Source organism: Paenarthrobacter sp. CAP02 (assembly GCF_040137855.1).
GTDB lineage: Bacteria > Actinomycetota > Actinomycetes > Actinomycetales > Micrococcaceae > Arthrobacter.
Genome location: NZ_JBEEII010000002.1, coordinates 408,936 through 430,402, shown reverse-complemented (window position 1 = coordinate 430,402; position 21,467 = coordinate 408,936). Strand labels below are relative to the sequence as shown.

24 protein-coding genes are annotated in these 21,467 nt (G+C 63.2%); 12 read left to right on the top strand and 12 right to left on the bottom strand.

Annotation, left to right across the window (positions count from 1 at the left end):
- Positions 1–38 precede the first annotated feature (38 nt).
- The 5 genes from ABHM97_RS04865 (at position 39) to ABHM97_RS04845 (ending at position 6,728) form a co-directional block, all read left to right on the top strand.
- A complete protein-coding gene (locus ABHM97_RS04865; RefSeq protein WP_235519086.1) occupies positions 39–506 on the top strand; it encodes a nucleoside deaminase in 468 nt (155 codons plus the stop codon).
- Between the two features lie 79 nt (positions 507–585).
- Positions 586–1,020: a CBS domain-containing protein gene (locus tag ABHM97_RS04860; RefSeq protein WP_235519087.1), complete on the top strand. Its 435-nt coding sequence runs from the start codon at positions 586–588 to the stop codon at positions 1,018–1,020.
- A gap of 171 nt (positions 1,021–1,191) precedes the next feature.
- Positions 1,192–3,627, top strand: a complete 2,436-nt coding sequence (locus tag ABHM97_RS04855) for a Tex family protein (RefSeq protein WP_349469813.1) — start codon at positions 1,192–1,194, stop codon at positions 3,625–3,627.
- Positions 3,628–3,741: 114 nt separating this feature from the next.
- Positions 3,742–4,143, top strand: coding sequence for a hypothetical protein (locus tag ABHM97_RS04850; protein WP_349469812.1), 402 nt, complete (start codon positions 3,742–3,744; stop codon positions 4,141–4,143).
- A gap of 5 nt (positions 4,144–4,148) precedes the next feature.
- Positions 4,149–6,728: a DUF4132 domain-containing protein gene (locus ABHM97_RS04845; protein ID WP_349469811.1), complete on the top strand. Its 2,580-nt coding sequence runs from the start codon at positions 4,149–4,151 to the stop codon at positions 6,726–6,728.
- Here ABHM97_RS04845 and ABHM97_RS04840 read toward each other — a convergent pair.
- From ABHM97_RS04840 to ABHM97_RS04830, 3 genes are all read right to left on the bottom strand, one after another.
- Entirely contained in the window at positions 6,725–7,702 is a 978-nt protein-coding gene (locus ABHM97_RS04840; RefSeq protein ID WP_349469810.1) for an alpha/beta hydrolase, read from the bottom strand. The genes ABHM97_RS04845 and ABHM97_RS04840 overlap by 4 nt on opposite strands.
- Positions 7,699–8,061: a DUF1622 domain-containing protein gene (locus ABHM97_RS04835; protein ID WP_235519090.1), complete on the bottom strand. Its 363-nt coding sequence runs from the start codon at positions 8,059–8,061 to the stop codon at positions 7,699–7,701. Before ABHM97_RS04835 ends, ABHM97_RS04840 begins: the two co-directional genes overlap by 4 nt.
- A 160-nt stretch (positions 8,062–8,221) precedes the next feature.
- Positions 8,222–9,130 carry an MSMEG_6728 family protein gene (locus tag ABHM97_RS04830; RefSeq protein ID WP_284986013.1) on the bottom strand — a complete coding sequence of 303 codons (909 nt, stop codon included), beginning with the start codon at positions 9,128–9,130 and terminating at the stop codon, positions 8,222–8,224.
- An 82-nt stretch (positions 9,131–9,212) separates the two neighbouring features.
- Here ABHM97_RS04830 and ABHM97_RS04825 point away from each other — a divergent pair, with 82 nt between their 5' ends.
- The 3 genes from ABHM97_RS04825 to ABHM97_RS04815 all read left to right on the top strand — a co-directional run bounded on the left by ABHM97_RS04825 (position 9,213) and on the right by ABHM97_RS04815 (position 11,646).
- Complete coding sequence (locus tag ABHM97_RS04825) at positions 9,213–10,244, top strand: adenosine deaminase (protein ID WP_349469809.1); 1,032 nt, start codon at positions 9,213–9,215, stop codon at positions 10,242–10,244.
- A gap of 145 nt (positions 10,245–10,389) precedes the next feature.
- The gene (locus ABHM97_RS04820; RefSeq protein WP_235519093.1) at positions 10,390–11,268 is read left to right on the top strand and encodes a pullulanase X25 domain-containing protein; all 879 of its coding nucleotides are present in this window, start codon (positions 10,390–10,392) and stop codon (positions 11,266–11,268) included.
- A gap of 93 nt (positions 11,269–11,361) precedes the next feature.
- The gene (locus ABHM97_RS04815; protein WP_349469808.1) at positions 11,362–11,646 is read left to right on the top strand and encodes an acylphosphatase; all 285 of its coding nucleotides are present in this window, start codon (positions 11,362–11,364) and stop codon (positions 11,644–11,646) included.
- Between the two features lie 5 nt (positions 11,647–11,651).
- Here the strand turns inward: ABHM97_RS04815 and ABHM97_RS04810 are convergent, their stop codons facing one another.
- The 4 genes from ABHM97_RS04810 to ABHM97_RS04795 form a co-directional block, all read right to left on the bottom strand.
- A complete protein-coding gene (locus ABHM97_RS04810) occupies positions 11,652–12,044 on the bottom strand; it encodes a type II toxin-antitoxin system VapC family toxin (protein WP_349469807.1) in 393 nt (130 codons plus the stop codon).
- Positions 12,041–12,307, bottom strand: a complete 267-nt coding sequence (locus tag ABHM97_RS04805) for a type II toxin-antitoxin system Phd/YefM family antitoxin (protein WP_284986017.1) — start codon at positions 12,305–12,307, stop codon at positions 12,041–12,043. The genes ABHM97_RS04810 and ABHM97_RS04805 overlap by 4 nt, the downstream gene beginning before the upstream one ends.
- A gap of 75 nt (positions 12,308–12,382) precedes the next feature.
- The gene (locus ABHM97_RS04800; protein ID WP_349469806.1) at positions 12,383–13,273 is read right to left on the bottom strand and encodes a PfkB family carbohydrate kinase; all 891 of its coding nucleotides are present in this window, start codon (positions 13,271–13,273) and stop codon (positions 12,383–12,385) included.
- Positions 13,274–13,296: 23 nt separating this feature from the next.
- Entirely contained in the window at positions 13,297–14,070 is a 774-nt protein-coding gene (locus tag ABHM97_RS04795) for a GntR family transcriptional regulator (protein ID WP_349469805.1), read from the bottom strand.
- Between the two features lie 135 nt (positions 14,071–14,205).
- Between ABHM97_RS04795 and ABHM97_RS04790 the strand changes: the two genes are divergently transcribed.
- Together ABHM97_RS04790 and ABHM97_RS04785 are read left to right on the top strand one after the other, a co-directional pair.
- The gene (locus tag ABHM97_RS04790) at positions 14,206–15,666 is read left to right on the top strand and encodes an MFS transporter (protein ID WP_349469804.1); all 1,461 of its coding nucleotides are present in this window, start codon (positions 14,206–14,208) and stop codon (positions 15,664–15,666) included.
- Between the two features lie 82 nt (positions 15,667–15,748).
- Positions 15,749–16,729, top strand: coding sequence for a nucleoside hydrolase (locus ABHM97_RS04785; protein ID WP_349469803.1), 981 nt, complete (start codon positions 15,749–15,751; stop codon positions 16,727–16,729).
- Positions 16,730–16,734: 5 nt separating this feature from the next.
- On the opposite strand, the gene ABHM97_RS04780 is transcribed toward ABHM97_RS04785, so the two are convergent.
- The 3 genes from ABHM97_RS04780 to ABHM97_RS04770 form a co-directional block, all read right to left on the bottom strand.
- Complete coding sequence (locus tag ABHM97_RS04780) at positions 16,735–17,487, bottom strand: ArsR/SmtB family transcription factor (RefSeq protein ID WP_349469802.1); 753 nt, start codon at positions 17,485–17,487, stop codon at positions 16,735–16,737.
- 145 nt (positions 17,488–17,632) lie between these two features.
- Positions 17,633–18,130 carry a DinB family protein gene (locus tag ABHM97_RS04775; protein ID WP_349469801.1) on the bottom strand — a complete coding sequence of 166 codons (498 nt, stop codon included), beginning with the start codon at positions 18,128–18,130 and terminating at the stop codon, positions 17,633–17,635.
- The gene (locus ABHM97_RS04770; RefSeq protein WP_349469800.1) at positions 18,127–18,558 is read right to left on the bottom strand and encodes a VOC family protein; all 432 of its coding nucleotides are present in this window, start codon (positions 18,556–18,558) and stop codon (positions 18,127–18,129) included. The genes ABHM97_RS04775 and ABHM97_RS04770 overlap by 4 nt, the downstream gene beginning before the upstream one ends.
- Before the next feature lie 82 nt (positions 18,559–18,640).
- On the opposite strand from ABHM97_RS04770, the gene ABHM97_RS04765 reads away from it, so the two are divergent.
- Positions 18,641–19,330, top strand: a complete 690-nt coding sequence (locus ABHM97_RS04765; protein ID WP_349469799.1) for a P-loop NTPase family protein — start codon at positions 18,641–18,643, stop codon at positions 19,328–19,330.
- 126 nt (positions 19,331–19,456) lie between these two features.
- Here ABHM97_RS04765 and ABHM97_RS04760 read toward each other — a convergent pair whose 3' ends face one another.
- Positions 19,457–19,957 carry a GNAT family N-acetyltransferase gene (locus ABHM97_RS04760; protein ID WP_349469798.1) on the bottom strand — a complete coding sequence of 167 codons (501 nt, stop codon included), beginning with the start codon at positions 19,955–19,957 and terminating at the stop codon, positions 19,457–19,459.
- 59 nt (positions 19,958–20,016) lie between these two features.
- Positions 20,017–20,430: a hypothetical protein gene (locus ABHM97_RS04755; protein WP_349469797.1), complete on the bottom strand. Its 414-nt coding sequence runs from the start codon at positions 20,428–20,430 to the stop codon at positions 20,017–20,019.
- Positions 20,431–20,698: 268 nt separating this feature from the next.
- Here ABHM97_RS04755 and ABHM97_RS04750 point away from each other — a divergent pair, with 268 nt between their 5' ends.
- The gene (locus ABHM97_RS04750) at positions 20,699–21,436 is read left to right on the top strand and encodes a GAF and ANTAR domain-containing protein (RefSeq protein WP_235519107.1); all 738 of its coding nucleotides are present in this window, start codon (positions 20,699–20,701) and stop codon (positions 21,434–21,436) included.
- Positions 21,437–21,467: the final 31 nt, after the last annotated feature.

The following is a 21,467-nucleotide window of genomic DNA, read 5'->3' as shown; positions in this document are numbered from 1 at the left end:
CCCGACAATTTAGCGTGGAAGCAATTTAGACTTCACGCATGACTGAAACAGCCCACACCGCTGACCCGGCTTTTGAAGCCGCGTTCCAGGCCGCGCAAAAGAGCCTCAGCGAAGGTGGGATCCCCATCGGCGCTGCCTTGGCCCGCGATGGCGAGGTTATTGCCACCGGACACAACGAACGCGTGCAGCACGGCGATCCGATTGCGCACGGCGAGATGACCGCACTGCGCGCCGCGGGACGGCAGAAAAGCTACCGCGACACCACCCTTTACACCACCTTGGCGCCATGCGCGATGTGCACGGGAACCATCATCCAGTTCAAGATTCCGCGGGTGGTAGTCGGCGAAGCGGAGACCTTTCCCGGCGAGTTCGACCTCCTCCGGTCACGCGGCGTTGAGGTGGTGGTTCTGGACGATCCCCGGTGCGTGGACATGATGCGGACGTTCCAGGAAAAGCACCCGGAACTGTGGGCCGAGGACATCGCTGAAGAGGCCGATCGAGCGTAGGCTTGGCTTCATCGGCGCTGAGCCGAAAGACTCATCCTCAAGGCCCCGCGTCGGTAATCCAATCGATGAAGGAGGATCCATGAGTGTCGTACGTGAATTCATGTCAACGGATTGCCAGTGCATCGAAGAGGATAAAACTCTTCAGGATGCCGCCATGCTGATGAGGGACCTGGACTGCGGCTCACTTCCCATCTGCGGCCGGGACGGCAAGCTCACTGGCTTCATCACCGACCGCGACATTGTGGTCAAGTGCCTCGCTGAGGGTAAGGACGCCCGGGAAGTCCGTGCCGGGGACCTCGCCACAGGCAAGCCCCATTGGGTTGACGCCGATGCCAACGTCGATGACGCCATTGCCATGATGGAAGAACATCAGGTGCGGCGCCTGCCGGTCATCAGCGACCACAAGCTGGTGGGCATCATCAGCCAGGGCGACATCGCCCGCCACCACTACGCAGAAGATCGCCTCGGTGAAATGGTGGAGCACATCTCCGCCAAGGAGCACATGGCCCACTAGGCCCCGCCTATCGCGGGCAGCCTGTCACCATCCCCAGCCGCCGCGAGGCACCCCTTCCGGGGGAACGCCTCGCGGCCCGTCTTTTGCTCCAACTACACCACTAACCGGGCCGCAGGGATAGGCCCGCAGGATGCCGGACCTGAAACTGTCGGGCGGGTGAGGCAAACTGTCATGGTGACTTCAAATCTCCAACACCAGTCAGCCGACTCCGCCATCCACACCCAGATCGCCGAGGAACTCGGCGTCAAAGCCTGGCAGGTCAAAGCCGCGGTGGAACTGCTCGACGCCGGATCCACCGTTCCCTTCATCGCCCGCTACCGCAAGGAAGCCACCGGGACGCTCGATGACACCCAGCTCCGCGACCTTGAGGAGCGCCTCAGGTACCTCCGTGAGCTGGAAGAACGGCGCAAGTCCGTCCTCGAGGCGATTGCCGCCCAAGGCAAGCTGACCCCGGAACTGGAAGCCGCCGTCGTCAGTGCTGACACCAAAGCGCGGCTGGAAGACATCTACCTTCCCTTCAAATCGAAGCGACGCACCAAAGCCCAGATCGCCCGCGAAGCCGGGTTGGAACCACTCGCTGACGCCCTGCTTGCCAACCCGCAGCTGGATCCCACCACCGAGGCCGCCAAATACCTGAACGCCGAGCACTCCATCGAGGACGCCACCACAGCGCTTGCGGGTGCGCGGGCCATCCTGGTGGAGCGCGTCGGGCAGGATGCGGACCTGGCTGAGGACCTCCGCGAACGGCTCTGGAAGCAGGGCCGGATGGTGTCACGCGTGAAGAAAGGCATGGAGGCCGAGGGCCAGAAGTTCAAGGACTACTTCGAATTCACCCAGGTGCCGTCGGGGATGCCGTCGCACCGTGTGCTGGCTCTCCTGCGTGGTGAGAAGGACGGCGTCCTTGAACTGGACCTCGCCGAAGCGGACCCCGCCGACGACGACGCCCTGGCCGCCGCCCGCGGTAAGTATGAGAACGCTGTGGCCAAGTGCCTGGGTGTTTCCAACCAGGGCCGGCCCGCCGATACCTGGCTGACACAGACCGCTCAGCTTGCCTGGCGCGGACGTATCCTGGACCGTCTCACAACGGACCTTCGTGGTCGCATGTTCGCGGACGCAGAAGATGAAGCCGTCCGCGTTTTCGCTGCCAACCTGCGCGATGTCCTGCTCGCCGCACCGGCCGGAAACCGCGCAACGCTGGGCCTGGACCCAGGCTTGCGGACCGGCGTGAAGGTCGCGGTAGTAGACGGGACCGGCAAGGTGGTCACCACCGACACCATCTACCCGCACGCACCCGCGAAGAAGTGGGACGAAGCACTGGCCACCCTCGGTCGGCTCGCCAAACAGTACAACGTGGAACTGGTGGCGATCGGCAACGGAACGGCTTCCCGCGAGACGGACAAGCTGGCTACCGAGCTCATCAAATCCCTTGAGGCAGCCGGGTCCAAGGGAATCCAGAAGCTGGTGGTCTCCGAAGCTGGAGCATCCGTGTACTCCGCGTCGGCGCTCGCAGCCTCTGAGCTCCCGGGGATGGATGTGTCGCTCCGAGGTGCCGTGTCCATTGCTCGGCGCCTGCAGGATCCGCTGGCGGAACTGGTCAAGATTGAGCCGAAGTCCATCGGCGTGGGGCAGTACCAGCACGACGTCACCGCCGCCAAGCTTGATCGCTCCCTGGATGCCGTGGTGGAGGACTGTGTGAACGCCGTGGGTGTGGACGTCAACACTGCCTCCCCGGCGCTGCTCAGCCGGGTGGCCGGCGTCGGGCCGCTGCTCAGCGAGAACATTGTGGCTTACCGGAACGAGAATGGTCCGTTTGCCAAGCGAAGCGACCTCAAGAAGGTGCCGCGCTTGGGCGCGAAGGCTTTCGAACAGTGCGCAGGATTCCTTCGGATTACCGGGGGAGCGGAGCCACTGGATGCCTCCAGCGTCCACCCCGAGGCGTACTCGGTGGCCCGAAAGATCCTGGTCGCCGCCGGCGGAGGACCCGCCACGGCCTTGGACCCGCAGGCCTTCGTTGATGGCACTTTTGGCCTTCCCACGGTCAAGGACATCATGTCGGAGCTCGAGAAGCCGGGCCGTGATCCCCGGCCGGCGTTCAAAGCGGCGTCGTTCTCCGAAGGCATCGAGAAGATCTCCGACCTCAAGCCAGGCATGATCCTGGAGGGCACTGTTACCAACGTTGCCGCGTTCGGCGCGTTCGTGGACGTTGGAGTGCACCAGGACGGTCTGGTCCACGTCTCGGCCCTGTCCAACAAGTTCGTGTCGGATCCGCGCGAGATCGTGAAGTCCGGCCAAGTGGTCAGGGTCAAAGTCCTTGAGGCGGATCCCGAGCGCAAGCGCATTTCACTGACACTGAGGCTCGACGACGAACCCGGCACCGGGGGCGGCCGCACCTCGGGCGGGCGTGCTTCAGGTGATGGCCAGCGTCCTGGGGGACAGCAGGGGCAGCGCGGCGGCCAGCCCGGTCAGCGAGGTCAGGGCGATCGCCGGGGTAACCAAGGTCACCCACAGCAGGGCGGTCAGCGCCAGGGAAAGCCGCAGCAAGCCCAACCCGCTCCCGCCAACACGGCAATGGCCGAGGCGCTGCGACGGGCGGGACTGGGGAAGTAGGCCTCGCCCACCCACAATGGATTGGCCGACAGTGAGAATATGGCGCGCGAGTAGCCACTGTGATTGTCGGCCCGCGCCTATATGCTGCGGACATGGCAAAGCAGAGGGGTGACTGTGACTACGTTGCGGATTAGTGATGAGAGGCTGCCCGGAAATGGGGCAGTGGATCGCCATGAGCTGTCAGGGCTGCCAAATGTCATGACGGTTGAGGCGCTGATCAGGTGGCGCGTGCGCGAGGAGGTCGCGCGCTACAACGCGCATGGTGATGCCAAAGTTGCGGGGCTGGTTGAACCATCAGCCCAGGAACGTGAATTAAATGTCCCGGGGCGAGGCAACAAGATTCGTATGCCTTTGAACTGGGAACAGCAGGCTGACCTTGCTGTCAAGGGTTTTCAACGGAATGCCTTTTTCGTGATGGTGGATAACCGACAGGTATGCGAATTGACCGATGAGATCGACGTTCTGAAAGCAACCGAAGCCACCTTCATCAAGCTCGTGCCACTGGTCGGAGGATAAGTACTATGGACCAAACCACCGGGTCTGTTGAAATGCCCGAAAGCCTGCGACGGATCACCGATAAGCAACGCCGTCCGCTCATGAAGTTCTTTAAAACGAAGCTTTCATCGCATGATGTTGACGTTGACGAGTACCGGCAGAGGTTCGCCACCTACCTTGATCGCCTTGATACGGGTGGACGTAAGGGTGCTTTCGCGTTCACCTTCCGTCACATCGAAGACCATAAGTACGGGATCGCCGACGAACATTACGAACCGTACGGTATCCCGGCCGGTCGCATCTACATGTTGCCGGCGATTGAACACGCACTCCACGTTTTATCCGAGCTGGCTCCACTGGACTGGAGTGCCGAGGAACTCGATTGGATGCTCGCTCATGTGCCTTATTCCAGGTACATCTACCCCTCTTGGCGCCGCGCCTTCCATGGCCCTCTACTGGCGCTTCAACCCGCTGAGCGCTGCAAAGTTCCCGCGGCTACGCGCCGGATGGAATCAGTGCTGCTTGTTGACTTCCGGGATGGGCCGGGATTGCCCCCTGAGGTTCGCGAATTTGATGAACTTCTGCTCGCTGACAACGGTGACGAGGGCCGCATCCCACTGCAGTACGTGACGGATGCGGATGACATCGGGCCTGCGGTAAGCGAGCTGGTCCACCCACTGCTGCCCGAGCGCCGTTGCGCCCGACTGTTTCTTTTCATGAGTGAGCTGACCGGCCCAAAGCCCACAGCGAAGTGGAAACGCGAAGCGGCCCTCCGAATTGCGGAGGATCCTGCCACGCTGTTGGTCGCCCGGGCTTTGCTGGGTCTTGCTGCGGATCGGACAGCGACGACGGACCGTGGCGAAATTTCGTGCCTGACGCCGCACACAGGGAGTCTCCTTCGCGCCTCGTTTTGGATGCTCGCGCTTCAACCTGATGTTCCCGGACATATCACTCTCCTTCGTGATGCGGCCACCTATCTGGGCGCGGGCCACAACGGCCGAAACGGAGTCTGCCGGTCCTCCACTGCAGCCAACGCTGCTGTGGAGGTTTTACTGGATATCGCTAAAAAGCATCCGGAGGCCACCACAGAAGTCGTCGGTGCCCTGACCCGGATCCGGGACGTGGTCAAAAACAAGCACTTGCACAAGCGCTTGGTCAACGTGGTCGATCAACTTTCCGTTGAGCGGGGGATTTCCCCTTCGGAGCTGCTGGAAACTGCCATTCCTGATTTGGGGTTCGCTCGGGATGGCACTCAGACTTTCGCGGTCGATGGGTACACAGCACGGCTGGTTCTCACCCAGGGACCAACTGGGTCTGCCGTTGACGTCCTGTGGTTCACAGCTGAGGGAACCGCAGTTGATATTCCGGCCGAGCTGAAGAAAACGCCGCAACTGGCAGCCGTTCAGCGGGCAGTAAGCGAAACACGAAGGGCTCTGGCAAGCCAACGCGGCCGTATTGAGAGGCTCATGGCGTCCGACAGGGCTTGGTCCGGAGCCGATTTCCGTACCCGATATCTGGAACACCCCATTGTGGAAGCCACCGCGCGCGCTTTGCTGTGGACCATCAAGTCCCACGAACCTGAATTTTCCGGATATCCGCGGCAGACCGATGAGGGCGCCGGATGGGAGCTTATTGGTACAGGAGGAGAGAGCCGCGCAATCGGCGACGACGACGTCGTCGTACTTTGGAAACCATGGGAACGGGACGCGGAAGAAGTGCGTTTGTGGCGGTCGCAGGTCGTCAGGGATCGGGCGAGACAGCCGTTCAAGCAGATCTACAGGGAGCTGTACCTTCTGACTCCAGCCGAGCGGCAGACCAAGCATTATTCCAACCGGTTCGCGGCGCATGTCCTGGATTATCCGCGGGCGCAGGCGCTCGCTAAGGAACGCGGTTGGCACGGCGCGCAACTGGGTTCCTGGGACGGCGGCCAGGACACCCACCTATACCTCGACTTCCATGACGAAAGGCTCAGGGCGGCATTCAGCATCGAAGCTCTCGATCTGGAGGAAGAGCGCACATCCTTGTGCTCCACCAACAGGGTGTGGTTCGAGCGGCGCGTCGCGAGGGACACCTGGGAATCCGTTGACTTGGCCGAAGTACCGCAGGGTGTGGTCAGTGAGGCTATGCGGGACGTTGACCTGTTTACCGCAGTGGCAGCAATCGGGCCCGACCTGGACTGGGCGGACCATCCTAACGGCCAGATCAGGGACTACTGGACTACCTCACATACTGCGCCGCTCTCGGAATCAGCGCAGTCGCGACACGAGTACCTTAGCGAAATCCTTCCCCGAACAGCCCTGTCTGAGTGCACGCAGTTGACTGATCGTCACCTCATCGTGCGCGGCACCCACCGCTCCTACAAAATCCATCTCGGATCGGGAAATATCCTGATGGACCCGGATGACGCCTACCTTTGTATTGTTCAGGCATCCGGCGCACGCTCCGCACGAATTTTCCTGCCCTTCGAAGAAAAGGCCGGGAGGCTAGCCTCAATCCTGTCCAAAGCCTTCATGCTCATGAACGACCATAAGATCACGGATCCCTCGATACTCAGCCAAATTCATGGATCCCGCCACAGCCTCTCCCAGTCGGAGCTCAGTCCTTAAGACCGATCCGTTCCAGTGCCAGTTCGCAGGGCTGCGGGAAGCCAGCAACCGATCCGAGCAAACGCCTCCCGCCGGATGGGTTCGGGGGACAGGAAGATATCGTGCAGCGCGTTCGGCAGTCGGCTGATGGTGACTGTATCTGCCAGGGACAGCGAGCGGTGGGCCACGGCGTCGACGTTGAGGGCCACGTCCGCGGTGAGGGCGTCAGCGGACCATTTCGGCTGCAGGTAGCTCTTGTCCGAGAGCATCACCAGCACCGGAACGTCGATGCCCAGACCGGCCGCGACCGTTGCCTGTCCGCGGAACACCGCGTCCAGGAACGCAGGCGTGAGGGGGAATCCGCGGTCCGGCCGCCACTCAAGGTTGTAATCCCACTCGCCGTCCAGCGCAGCCGAAACGGCCCGGGTGTAGATGCCCGGGTCCACCGGTGGCAGCGGCGCCAACGGATGAAGCCGGGCGTGGAGTCCCACCAAGGGCGCGATCGCGCGTCTGCCGAGTTCGGTAGCTTGGAACTCCAGCCAGGGACTGTTGAGGATCAGTGCCGAAGCCATGCCAGGGTGGCGGGCAGCCCAGAGACTGAGGGTGAGTCCTCCGGTGGAGTGGCCCAACAGAATGAGTGGCCGCTCCGAAGCGCCTGAACGGCCCATGGCCTCCAGCGCTGCGTCAATGTCGGCGTCGTAGTCGTCCAGGCTGGTAACGAACCCTGGAACCAGCCCGGGCCGGAGGCTGCGGCCGTAGTTATGCAGATCCAAGGCGAAGAAACGCGCGCCGGCGTTGTGCCAGAACTCGGCCACGTGGCGTTGGAAGAAGTAGTCGGACCAGCCGTGAACGTACAGGACATCCGCATCAAGCCCGCCGACTTCAGAGGGCGCCCCGACGTACCTCACCAAAGTGGCGACAGCGCCGCCGTCGAGCTCCAAGGTCTGCTGCTCAAAACCGTCACCAAGTATGTCCGGAACCCAAGGCCCAGTCACGACGTCTTTTCCTTCTGCCACGGCCAGCGGCCGGTGATTTCGAGTTCCAGTGAGAAGCTCAGGAACGTCCGGATCAGCACGATGATGGCCAGGACCCCGACGCTCTCGAAGGTGGGGGTGACGGCGACGGTTCGGATGATGTCGGCCGCCACCAGCAGTTCCAAGCCGAGCAAGATGGACCTGCCCAACAACTGCCGGTAGGCGCGGTACGGGGAGAACGGTTCCAGGCCGCTGGCGCGCTTGGGCTGGTATCCACGGAGGGCCATGGGGATGGACACCAAGGCGCCGATCACCATCACCGCCACCCCGGCAAAGTCCATGTACCGGCCGACTGCTTCGATGATGTGTTGGAAATCCATGGCCCTCCCCGGTTAGGTGCGTGCCTCCACCGTCTCATAAACCAACGACGGCGGCAGTCAGGTTCCGTAGCTACGGAACCTGGCTGCCGCCGTCGAACCCTTGCTTGTCCGCCTGCCACGCCGTACAACGGTGTGACAGCCGAACCAGGGCAAGTTTTGGCTACAGAGCGGGCGCCGGGACCCGGAAGAACACGCGGGGATCCTGGAGGAGCGCCGGGTAGTCGAAATCGGAGCGCTTGATCACGTTGGTGACTTCGAAGTTGCGGGCGAAGCGTCCGTCAACGGTGATGGGGCGTCCCTGGATGAGGCCGACGGCGAAGACCTGGCCGCCGTCGAACGGGACAGCAACCTCGGTTTTGCCGGGAAGCGTGTTGAACGCCTGATCCTGGGCCTGGCGCTTGCGGGTGGGCTTCTTCTCCTTCGGCGCGGCGGGACGCTTCTTGGGCCCACCAACCTGCCTGCGGGACTTCTCCTCGGCGTACACGAACTCGTAATCGTCGGTGTCCGAAACGGGCTTCGACTTCCCGTGCGGGGGCATGCTGACCGTGGTGAGCTGCTCGGGACGGATTTCCTCCACCGGGGCGCGAAGGATCCAGAGGCTGTCCTCTTCGGGTTCCTCGGGGTGGAACTCGTGCTTGGGCTCCGGCCACACGTATTCCAGCTTTTCGTCGGTGCCGGGGAACAGCTGCGTGTAGAACTTGGGGTCCTTGCCGATCAGCTTGGAGCGGTGGCTGAGGTGCAGGTCCTCGTGTCCGAGCCATGGCGGCATGATGATCCTGGAGGCGTAGTCCGGGTGGGCGGCCTGGGGTGCGAACTCCGCGATATTGGTGCGCGTGTTGTCCGGGTGGCCCCGCTCCATCCACTCGTCGGCCATCGCCAGCCCGTACAAGGTGAGCGCCGGGACGTGGCCCATCCACATGCGCACGGCCGGGTGTGACTGCCAACCGTACTCCGGGATCACCAACGCGCGGAGGACTTGGAGTGCTTCGACGCGCTGTTTGCCGAGCCTTGAAGTGTCGAGCGCCGCGGCACTCTCACGGAAATCGGCGAAGGGGAGGAAAGTCTGCATCCTTTCAGTTTGAGGGTGCCGGGCGTGAGAACCAAGTTGAGTGCTCCGGGACACGTGCGCCGATGGGGCCTAGAGTTGTCGGGTGGAAACTTTTGGCGAGAAAACGACGACCACGGCGCCCCCGGTTGCCGAACTGCACCTGCACATCGAAGGGACCCTCCAGCCAGAGCTCATCTTTGCTTTGGCCGAACGCAACGGCATCGAACTGCCGTACGAAGACATCGAGGAACTCCGCGAAAAGTACGAGTTCACCGATCTCCAGTCCTTCCTGGACCTCTACTACGCCAACATGGCCGTCCTGCAGACCGAGCAGGACTTCACCGACATGACCCGCGCCTACCTGGAGCGGGCCGCCGCCGGGGGAGTTCGCCATGCGGAAATCATGATGGACCCCCAAGCCCACGTCTCCCGCGGCGTTGCCCTGGAAACCTGCGTGAACGGCGTGGCCAACGCCCTGGCAACCTCAGAAGAGGACTTCGGCGTTTCGACCCTCCTCATTGCAGCTTTCCTGCGGGACATGTCCGAGGATTCGGCCCTTGAAGTGCTGGACCAGCTCCTGGCCATGCACGCACCGATCGCCGGCATCGGGTTGGACTCTGCCGAGGTGGGCAATCCGCCGTCGAAATTTGAACGCCTGTACCAGCGCGCCGGTGACGCCGGACTGCGCAGGATCGCGCACGCGGGCGAGGAAGGACCGGCGTCGTACATCACCGAGGCACTGGACGTCCTGCACGTCGAGCGGATCGACCACGGCATCCGCTGCATGGAAGATACTGACGTCGTGCAGCGGCTCGTCGCCGAGCAGGTGCCGCTGACCGTTTGCCCGCTGTCCAACGTGCGCCTGCGCGCGGTGGACAAGCTGAAAGACCATCCGCTCCCGGAAATGCTCGCCATCGGCTTGAACGTTTGCGTGAATTCAGATGACCCCGCCTACTTCGGTGGGTACGTGGATGACAACTTTGAGCAGTTGGTCAAGGTTTTGGGATTCTCGGTCCCCGAGCAGGCAACCCTGGCCGCGAATTCCATCCGGTCCTCGTTCGCCAGCGACGCCCGCAAAGCGGCGCTGTTGGACGAGGTCACGGAGTGGGTCAAGGCCTCCGTGCCGCACCCCTGAGGCCCGGCAGCCGAGACCCGTAGATCAGTTGCGGCGAATGTGATGTCACACTCGGTCACGACACACGGTGTTTACCTTCAGCAGTCGTGGGAATTAACAAATCATTGGCAAACTGCTGTGGAGTAACCACCGTTGAAGGAGAAGCATGGGCGCGAACACCGCCGAGAACACCAACCTTCGTCTGAAGGCCGTACTGGACATCCTCGCCGAGAGCGTGTGGGCCGGAACTTCGCTGAACGCCGGGGAGGTGTTGGCCGAGGCGATCGCCCGCGTTCCGTTCAACGATCACGAAGCCGAGCTCCTGAGCGGCGGTATTCCCCGCGGCCACAAGACCCTGACGTCGGCTTCGGCGAAACTGGTCAAGGCCGGGTGGCTGGTCAAGGGCCGGTCCGGGTGGACCATCCCCGAGGACGGCCTGCGCGCCACTGTCGCCTTCCCTGATGTGGCGGCTTTCGCGGCAGCGCTCGACGCCGGAACTCCGGTACCAGCCGACGTTCCGGTTCCGACCGCCCCGCCTGTGAAGCCTGCGGCGAAGAAGGCAGCTACCAAACGCGCTGCAGCCAAGAAGGCGGCTCCTGATGAAGTGGCTGAGCCGAAGGTTGCCGCTGCAAAAGTCTCGGCCCCCAAAGCGAGGGCGGCTGCTGCCAAGGCGGAGCCGGCCGCGAAGAAGTCACCGCGCAAGGCGCCGTCGAAAGCTGCGGCGGCTCCCGCCGTCGAGACCGTCCCGCAGCCCGATGCCGTCGCGGTTGCGGGCGACTTCAACACCATTCTGGGCGCACCCGAGGACTGGGCGCCGCAGTACGACGAAGCCCAGATGGAGTTCAACCCGTTGGTGCAGGTGTGGACGCTGACAGCTGATCTTCCGGCCGGGCACTACACCTACAAGATCGCCTTGAACCGTTCGTGGGATGAGAACTACGGTGCGTTCGGTGCCCGCGACGGTGCCAACCACGAGTTGAACCACGACGGCGGTCCCGTCACCATCACGTACAACCACGTGACCCGGGACATCGTGGTCGGCTAGCTCTTCCGTTTGCTGGATCCCGCCCTTGTTCGTGACGCCACCCGTTGTACGGGGTGCGTGACCAACAAGGGCGGGACTCGTTAAGGTGGGTCCATGGCAGCAGACACGGTCCGGGTTACCGCACGCATTTCCGGCGTGGTGCAAGGCGTGGGTTTCCGCTACTGGACTGCTCGGAAAGCCGATGAATTGACGCTCACAGGGACCGTGCGGAACGCTTCGGATGGTTCGGTGGAACTCGTGGCCGAGGGGTCCGTGGAACGTGTTGAGCGTTTCACGAGCTGGCTCCATTCCTCGAACGCCCCGGGTCGGGTGGAGAACGTCGACTTCCAGGTTTCCGAGGCCACCGGGGAGTTCGACGACTTCCGGATCGTTGGGTAGCAGCGCTAATTTCCCGGTGACGCAGTCATGAGCCCGGACTCCTTCGCAGCCATGAGGAGTTCTTGGTCATAGGCCACCACCGCGTCCGCCTGCAATCTGATGGCGGTTGCAAGGTGGATTGCGTCTGCGCTCCGAAGTTGCCCGGGCAGGGCTGAGGCGTACATCAGGTCCGAGCGGGTGACATCAACCAGATTGATGCCCGTCAGGACGTCGTTGACTTGGTCATAGGGCAGGTTGCGGCGGCGTGCTGCGCAATGAAGCTCGGTATAGAGGAGCATCGACGTCACTAAATGGCCTCCGGCCTCGCGGACGTCGTAGAGGTAGGCGGCCAGTGCCACGGATTCGCGTTCCTCCACCACAAGCTTCAGAATCGCGGATGTATCGGCGTAGGCGATCACCGATCGCCACGCAGATCGGCCAGAATCTCGGCCGTGGACATTTCACTCTGAACCCGCGGCAGGATCCGGTAGTCGACCGGCGAGGCGGAGGCGGGCCGTACGCTGCCAGCTCGAAGGAGACGCTCGAACGGAGATGCAGACGGCGGAATGAGGGTAGCGGCGATCTCGCCGTTGTTGGTGACGTCGATGACCTCACCGTTCTTGACGCGTTCGAGTATCTTGCTGCTTTGATTGCGCAGTTCGCGGTGCGGAATAGTTGTCATGGTTAGCCTCCGTAGCAATCGTAGCAGCCGAGAGCGATGAGCCTCGATAACATCGGCCAAAACGCAATCGGCAGACTATCTGGCTGCGGAACCTGACGCGGGCTGGCGCGTCGCCGCGATGTAGTGCTCCAGTGACTTCAGCGCAGGCTGGGACGAAGCATCACGCACTGCGTCCGCGCCAACAGCATTCGCCACGGCCAGTGCGTGAGCGTAGTCGAGCCCGGTTTGCAGGGCCAGGACCAGTGCGGCGCAGAAGGCATCCCCAGCTCCGATGGTGTTGGCTATGTCCGTGACACGCACGGCAGGAGCTTCGGCCACCCTTTCGCCGTCGACGAAGATCGCCGAGCCGTCGCCGCCGTACGTGACGGCGACCAACGGAGCGTTCTTCAGCGCGGGGATCAGCTCATATTCGGTTTCATTCACGATCACCAGGTCGCAGCGCTCCAGCAACTCCGGAAGAAGGGGTGCGGCGGGGGCTGCGTTTAGTGCGAAGAATCCCTTGGTGGCCCGTGCTGCCTCGAGGACTACGTCCTGGTCCACTTCCAGCTGGCACAACACGGCCTCGCCATCGCCGAAACGAACGTTTCCCAGGCTCACGGATGCGTTGGCGCCGGGGCACACGACGATCTGGTTTTCGCCGTCGCTGTCCACCAGCACCAGGGCGGTGCCGGTGGCTTCGTCTACGGCAGCGATGTCCCGAACGTCGACGCCGGCACCGGCCATTGCGTCCAGAAGTGTCCGCCCGGCGTCGTCCCGCCCTACTGCCCCCACCATGCGGGAGCTGCCTGCGAGCCGGGCTGCGGCGACTGCCTGGTTGGCGCCCTTGCCCCCTGGTTGCTGCCGCAGGACAGCTCCGCCCACCGTCTCGCCCGGCGAGGGGAGCCGGCTGGCGGTGGCCGTGATGTCGAGGTTGATGCTGCCCACCACGGTGAGTGTGGGCGCGGAGGACTGAACGGGCGTGCTCATGGGAGGTCCTTTTCGGTGAGGTTTCAGGAGGACTGGATGACGGAAAGGTGCCCGGCCTTAGCGGCTACGAGGCATTTGGCGAGGTAGAAGGGGGAGCCGTTCCGGCGCACGTATTGGGTGAGGACCAGTACAGGATCGGAGGGGCGGAGTCCCAGGAGTTTGGCTCGGCTTGGACCCGCGGTGCTGAGGCTGATTTCGCATTCGCCGGGGCCAAGGGTCACGCCGGGTAGCCCGCCCAGTACTTCCAGCAGCGTGGAGGCAGAAAGTGTTGGTGCTTCCGCGGCCTCTGTCAGGGGAGCGGCTTCGGGTATTTCCTGCGACACGTTTTCCTGCAGGTGGGCCACGGGTTCGCCGTCACGGATGAGCACGCTTTCCCAGAACCAGACGTCCTGGGCCGGCTCCACGCCCACACCCGGTGCCACGAATTCCGAGGCGGGCTGTTTGGTGGCCGCCACCCTTTTGACTTGGATGTCCTGGTCCGGGCCGCCAAGAAGCTGATCGAAGGGCCGGATGTGTTCGATCCCGATCCGTGGCAGTGAATCTGCCACGAAGCGGCCCACCCCTCGGCGGGCCCGGGTGAGGCCGTCTTCTTCCAGCAGCATCAGTGCTTCCCGGATCACGGTACGGCTGACGTCCATCATGGTGCCCAACTCCGTCTCCGTGGGAAGCAACGAGCCAGGCGGCAGGACCTTGGTCCTGATGGCCTCGGCGATGCGGGAGTAGGCCGCGACGCGCAACGGCTGCCCTGGTTGGGTGGCGATGGGTCGGGACAGGAATTTGACGGCGTTGTCTGTCAAGGGTGCCTCACTTGGGATGGGTTACCGATACTGTACCGGATCGATGTGACAGGTTGCACAAGCTCGTAATACATGCTTGTATAACAACTCACATCTCGTGGCGCCGCCCCGCGCCCTCGGACAAAGGAGTTTGATGTGAATATCCCCAACACCACAGGCACGAAGACGGTGGACCCGCATTCCCCGACCTCAGCCGACGCCGCAGCAGCCGGCACGACGCCCGACGCGGGTCGCGTCCAGGGCAAGGCCGCTGCGCTCCTGATCACCACGTTGGTGCTCGCCGTCCTGGCCTTCCAGCTCAACGCCAGCATGATCACCCCGGCCCTGCCCCACATCGGCTCCTTCTTCGGCGAATCCCCGGAAGCTGTGGCCCAAGTGCAGTCCATGTTCTTCCTGGCCGGAGCCATCTCCGGTCCTGTCATTGGACGCTGGAGTGACTTCATCGGTCGCCGCAACGCGCTCCTCCTGGTCCTGGCGATCATGGGAGCGGGGACGGTGCTCTGCATCTTCGCGCCGAGCCTGCCGTTGCTGGTTGCCGGCCGTTTCATGCAGGGTGTTTCGAGCGCCATCTTCGCGCTTTCCTACATCGTCCTGAACGAGTACCTGCCCGCACGGCTCTTCGGCACATCCATTGGCATCATCGCGGCCATTAACGGTGGCGTAGGTGGTGTGGATGGCTACTTCGGCGGGCTCATGGCGGAGACTTTGGGCTTCCAGTCGATTTTCGTCGCCGTGCTGGTACTGGCCGCGATCGCCGTCGTCTGCGTCGTCAAAGTGGTCCCCGGCGGTAAGTCCGCGGTCGCTCCGGGCCGGATGGACTGGTGGGGAGCAGGTTCCCTGTCCGTGTTCCTGGTGTTCATTACGTACTTCGTGTCCACGGGTTCCTCTGCAGGCTGGACTTCGCCAGCAGCCCTTGGCCTGCTGGCGGGCAGCATCGCGTCTTTCGCGGCTTTCTGGCTCATCGAAAAGAGGCGCGAAACCCCGTTGGTAGCAGTCCACCACCTCCGTTCGCGCCAGGTGTGGCCGGTCATCGCCACCACTGTGCTGACGCTTGCCGGTATCTTCGCCATCATCAACTTCACCGTGGTGCTGCTGAGCCAGGACAAGGTCAACGGCTTCGGGCTCACCGCATCGCTTGCAGCACTCCTGTTCCTCACCCCGGCCGCCCTGATCGGTGTGTTCGCCGCGCCGCTCGCCGGTTGGATCGCCGACCGCCGCGGCTGGATCAAAACGGTCCGCGTCGGCACCGCCACCAGCCTCGCCTGCGCCATCATCGCTGCGGTGTTTGCGCAGAACCAGATCGCAGTCCTGATTGCGATCGCGGCGCTGGGCATCTTCTACAACGGCTTCTTCCTCACGGCCATCAACGGGCTGTCCGTCCTGCTCTCACCCAAAGAAGCACCCGCCGCGCTGCCGGGTATCAACGGAGCGTCCTTCGGGATCGGGGCGAGCCTCGGCGTCGTCATCGTTGCACCGTTCGCAGGCCAAGGCACCGCAGCCGGCTACTCCGCGGCGCTCTGGATTTCGGTGTCGATCACCGCTCTGGCGTTCATTGTTAGCCTGTTCATCGCAGCGCCGAAAGGCGAAAAGATCTAACGCACGACGCCGGGTCCCGCCTTATGCGGGCCGCCCACTGCCGCTTCACCACAGTCCACTTCACCCGAATCGAGAGACCTCAATGACCCAGCCCGCACCGTTCTTCCTTGATTGCGACACCGGCATCGACGATGCCCTGGCACTCGCCTACCTCCTGGCCACCCCACGGGCCAACCTGGTGGGGATCGGCACCGTCAGTGGGAACGTCTCCGCCGCCGGTGGCGCACGGAACACCCTGGATCTGCTGAACCTGGCAGGCCACCCGGACATCCCCGTGGCCGTCGGTGCGCACGATCCCCAAGTGGGCACGTTCCATGGGGGCGCTCCGCACGTCCACGGCGACAATGGGATTGGCGGGGTGGACCTGGCGCCCTCAGACCGGGAGCCTGTCACGGCCTCGGCAGCGGAGCTGTTGGTCCAACTGGCACACCAGTACGCAGGGGAGTTGCGGGTGGTCGCCATCGGTCCGCTGACCAACATCGCCGAGGCCCTGCGGCTGGAACCTAGGTTGCCGGAACTGGTCGCCGAGCTCACCATCATGGGCGGCGCCGCGCTGGCTCCGGGCAACATCACGCCCGTGGCCGAAGCGAACATCGCCAACGATCCCGAAGCTGCGGCAGAAGTCCTGGCCGCCGACTGGACCGTCACCATGGTGCCCCTGGACGTCACCATGACCAACGTCCTGGAGGAAAACCACCGGCAGGAACTGCTCGCAACCGATCACCCGGTTTCGCAGGCCCTCGGTGAAATGCTGGGGTACTACTTCGGCTTCTACATCGACATCTTCGGCCGCGCATGCTCGGCCATGCACGACCCCCTGGCCGCAGCCATCGCCGTCAGGGGAGTGGAGCTGGCCTCAGCTCCCACCGTTCGCGTCCAGGTGGACACCACGGACGGACCCGGCCGCGGCCAGACGGTGTGCGATCTTCGTGGACAGTACGCCGGTTTCCCGGAACAACGCGGTGCCCGTTGCCGGGTGGTGCTCTCCATCGGCGAGGACTTTGCTCCGCATCTGCTGGGCACGCTGCAGGCGGCGTGGCTTACTGAAGTTCAGGTCGCTTAGGTCGCCTACGCGTACATGAGTGAGCCGGGTGTGGTGAGGGTTTCGCCGGTCTCCAGCCAGGTCTTCAAGCCCGATAGGATCATGGGCCAGCCGCCGTACAGTTGGTCGTTGGCGCCTTCGCGGAGTTGATCGTGCGTGACGGTGAGGTGGCACGAATCGCCGACCGGTTCGATCTCCCAAGTGATGCGGGACGTGCCCTCGGCCTTCACGTCCTCGCCCCACAGTGCGGTCATGGTCTGGACGAGCCGGCGCGGAGGATCAACCTCGATGTTCTCGCCCTCGCCCAGCGGCGCATCGGCTTTGGGGTTCCGCATTTCGAAGCGGCCGCCCTGGGTCCAGTCCGAGGTCAGGGTGTTCCCGAACTGGTACTTGCTGCGGATCTCGCTGTTGGTGATGGCCTCCCACAACCGTTCCGGTGTGGTCTTGATGTAAATCTCGAAGATCTTTTCCATGGGACTTTCCAATCTGGATTTGAGGTCGCTGAGTGCAGCGGCCCATGGTTCTGCGAATTTACTCACCCAGCGGTCGTGGATGAGGCGGATGGGAACCGGGTTCAGGAAGTGCAGCTTTTCGCGACCACGACGGCGGGTAACCACCAGTCCTGCGTCTTCGAGCAGCTTGAGGTGCTTAGCGATGCCGAACCGGGTCATCTCGAAACGAGCTCCCAAGGTGGAGGCAGACTGGCCATCCTCGCGGAACAGTTCGTCCAGGAGTTCCCTGCGGGTGGGGTCTGCCAGCGCTTTGAACACGGTGTCCATGGCCTCAGAATAGGTGACTGTTTGGTCACGTGTCAACGGATTTTCGGCGGCTTTTCGCGCGGGTTTCGGCGAGTTCGCGGGAAGCGTGCGAGTTCGCAGGGTCCCTTCCAGCGCATTCGAAGCATTCCCGCGAACTCGACCCGTCCTACGCGTCTGCGCTGGTGATTTGTTCGCGCAGGATGTCGGCGTGACCGCAGTGCTGGGCCAGCTCCCGGAGCATGTGGAGGTACACCCAACGCAGTGGGAGGGGGCCGCGGCGGTTTCCGAGGACAAGATCGTCCAGGCCCAGCTGCGCCGCCGCACTCCTGGAGGCCTCGCACGCCTCCGCGTGGGCCGCACGAATGTTGGCTACGGTGTCCTGATCATTCAAAATAAACGACTCATCCGGAGACGCCGGAATGCCGATCTCGGCGCGGGACCGGCCCGTGATGGCTTCGTCGAACCACACCTTTTCCACGAAGGTGGCGTGCTTCACCAAACCCAGCAGCGTAGTCCGAGAGGGGACCAGTCGCCGTCGTGCCTGTTCTTCAGTGAGCCCATCGAGACTGGCGTTCAGAGCCCGACGGTGCTCGTCCAGGAAGGTATCGAACTGCACCCGTTCGCTGTTGTTGATGACGTCCTCCGTTGAAGTGTGCGTGCTCATCCGAAAACCACCGTTCCGTCCTCCTTGATTTTCCAGCCGGGGTTGTGCGCGATTTCCCAGACGATGCCGTTGGGGTCCTTGATATGGCCATGAAAGATGCCGCCGAATGCGCCGGCCTGGGCGGGCTTCAGAACGGTGGCGCCGGCCGCGACCAGGGCATCGATGGTGGTGGTGACGTCCTCCGCGCTGCCGACATTGTGGGAGAGGGTGACTCCGCTGACCCCGGAGGTCGCGGTGGTGTTGTTGAGGTCCTGGTCGAACTTTTCGGCGTCGAACAGGCCGAGTACCAGGCCCGGCGCAACCTGGAAGAAGAGGATCTCGCCAGGGACATCCATGAGCGGGTCCCACCCGAGGCCGGCCTTGTAGAACGCGCGGGCGGCGTCGAGGTCCCGCGTGGCAAACGTGATGAAGTGCAGTTGCTGGTCCATAGGGGAATAGTAGCGAGCGGTCCTGTCCTGTTGAGTGCCCGTCCTGTTGAGTGCCCGTCCGTGCCGGTGGGAGGATGGAGCGGTGGAACCCCTCTTCGATTTCCTTGGTCATTATTGGTGGCTCATCTTTCCCATTGGCGGCATGGCTGGTGGCTGGGCGAGGTCGTGGTCCAAGGCCAGCGAAGAGCGGCACCGCCGCAAGGTGGAGTTGCTCAAGCTGAGGAACCAGCTCGCCGTGCACGAGGAAGCCAACCAGGCAGAAGTCGTCTCGCTCATAGCCGCCCACGATTCCGTGAACCACCGATGGCTGGACTACGAGCTCGACGTCGGCAACCTCATCGACTTCCCCCTCATGACCGATGTGCGCGAGCCGCTCACGGTCGCCTTCCTCAAAGCCAAGAAAGAGGCCGACGGCTTGCGGCCCGCAGCGCCGGAGGACATCACGACGCCGGCCCGGCTCGCCGAGTACCGGGCAGCGGTCCACAACTTTGAACTGGCTTTCGATGTTGCCGAGCGCGAAGCCCGACGCATCAAGGACGGCAACTTCAGCGGACCCGAACGGCAACGGCTGGCGACGGCCCGGAAGCTGCTGCGCATTGCCGAAGACACCGCCGCGACCCCTGCCGAACGTCAGACCGCCTACAAGCGTGCACGCAAGGAACTCGACGGGTTGATCGTACTTCCCGAGGCCACGGTCGCGGCGCTGGAAGGGAAGATCGCGGGGATGCTGGACTCCCGGAAGGACCCGGACACAGACGTTCGGTTCGCTTGATGGGGGAGCAGCGGCTAGTGGTTGTGGCTTCCTGACCCCCTTTCAACCCGGATAGGCCGTTATGCAACTCCAATCGACTGACTTTGGACCTTTCTGCAGCGAAAGCGGGTCGGGAAGCCACGCTAACTAAGCCAGCTGCATGCCCATCACGGTCCGGGTTACCGGCCCGTCCGTGTCATCCTCGATGTGGCGCATGCCGATCCGTTCAGCGACCCGGCGGGAGGCGGCATTTTCGGGATGAATGATGGCGACAAGTGAGCTCGCGCCGACCACGTCCCGCGCATATTCAAGGCAGACCGTAGCTGCTTCCGTGGCGTAACCCCGGCCTTGGAGGTCCAGACGGACGTGGTAGCCAACCTCAAGCTCGGACCTACCGTTGACCTTCTGCCATGTCAGCCCGCAGTCGCCCACGAAGTCGCCGGCGTGCGTTTCCACGATCCAGAGTCCGTAGCCGTGCTGCGCATAGTTCGCCTGGTTCCAGTCGATCCAGGCCGCTGCTTCGTCCCGGGATTTCGGTGCCGGGTAATACGTCATGACGTCGCGGTCGCCCAGCATGGCGCTCATGGCGTCGAGATCATCCGGTGTCATCTCGCGGAAGCGCAGCCGGTTGGTGGGGTGGGGGAGCATGCCCACAGCTGACGGACTGCGATCAGACAGGGCCGGAATCAGACGGGGCCGGAATACGCTTAGCCCCGGCCCAGGCTGGTCGAGGGGTCGTCGCTGCCCTCGGAGGGGTCTGCGCGGAGGTCGTCGGGGTCGCCGCTGGGCAAGCCGGCCGGGCCTGCGACATCCCCCGAGGAGGCTTCGGACGTGGCGTCAGAGGTGGCTTCGTCGCCCCGGTGAGTGCCGCCGTCGGAATCCGTGGATCCAGACTTGGTCCCGCCGTCGGGTTCTCCCGGCGCGCGACGGCGACCCGTGGGCTTGGGGGAAAGGTCCTCGTCCATGGCATTGGAGCCTTCGCTGATGGAGGAGTGGACCTGGATATCGTCGTCCTTCTCGCCCGGCTCGGGAACCTGCTGATCGTTCACTGGCTTGGAGGTGTTCGCCAGATCTTCCATCGCGTTTTCGGTGGCCTTGCGGATGCTGTCTTCGACGCCCATGAGATGACTCCTTTGCAGAAATGGTCCGGGATCGAACCCGGCTCACATAGTAAGCCTACTTAGTTGTTGCGCAAAGCGACACCCTGCACTGACTTGACAGGAAGGCGGTAAGTGGGTCGTGTCTGTGCAGGTCAAGCCGTCACGGGCTGAACTTTGTACCGTCGTTCGTTGGGCGATAAGGTATTTCCAGACCGTTTTGCAGAGGGCGGCAATTTTCGCTCCTTTGCTGTCTGCTGGGGACGCATTTCAGTCAGTAGGAACGTCTCATATGTCTAACCCACGCCCCGAGCAGGAAGCTCTCCGCAATGGATACTTCCTCGATCTGGTCCTCGGCAGCGAAGATGTCGAGGCATTCCTCACAGACCTTGCGGCTTTCTCCGCCGAAACTCTCTCCCACGGAACCAACCCCGTTTTCTGCGGCATTACGGTGTTGCGTCGAAAGAAGTCGGCCACAGCCGCCAGCAGTGATGAGCGCGCCCGCGTGATGGATGAATTGCAGAGCGAGTATGACGGACCCTGTTTGACGGCCATGGATAAGCTCACGTCCGTCCTGGTTCCGGATCTCGCAAGCGAGCATCGCTGGCCGGATTATGTCGAAGCCGCTTCACAACAGGGCCTCGCATCCATCCTGAGTGTGCCGCTCCTGGTTGAAGGCGACACCCGTGCCGCGCTGAACCTCTACTCGGAACGCACCCACGCTTTCGACCCGGATGACGTGGAGAGGGCCGAAGTTTTCGCGTTGCACGCTGCGAAGTCGCTTCGCCTTGCGTTGAAGATTGCCCAGCTCAGCGACGCCCGGAACGACCTCGCGGCCGCAATGCAGTCGCGTACCGTGATCGACCTTGCGGTGGGGGCCATCATGGCGCAGAACCATTGCAGCCAGGACGAGGCATTCGAAATCCTCCGCACCGCATCGAGCAACCGCAACATCAAGCTGCGGCACCTGGCACGGTCCATCATCGCAGCGGTTTCCTCGGGCAAGGTCACAACCCACTTCGAGGAGTAACGCCGGCAATCTCTTGCTTGGCCCTAAATCC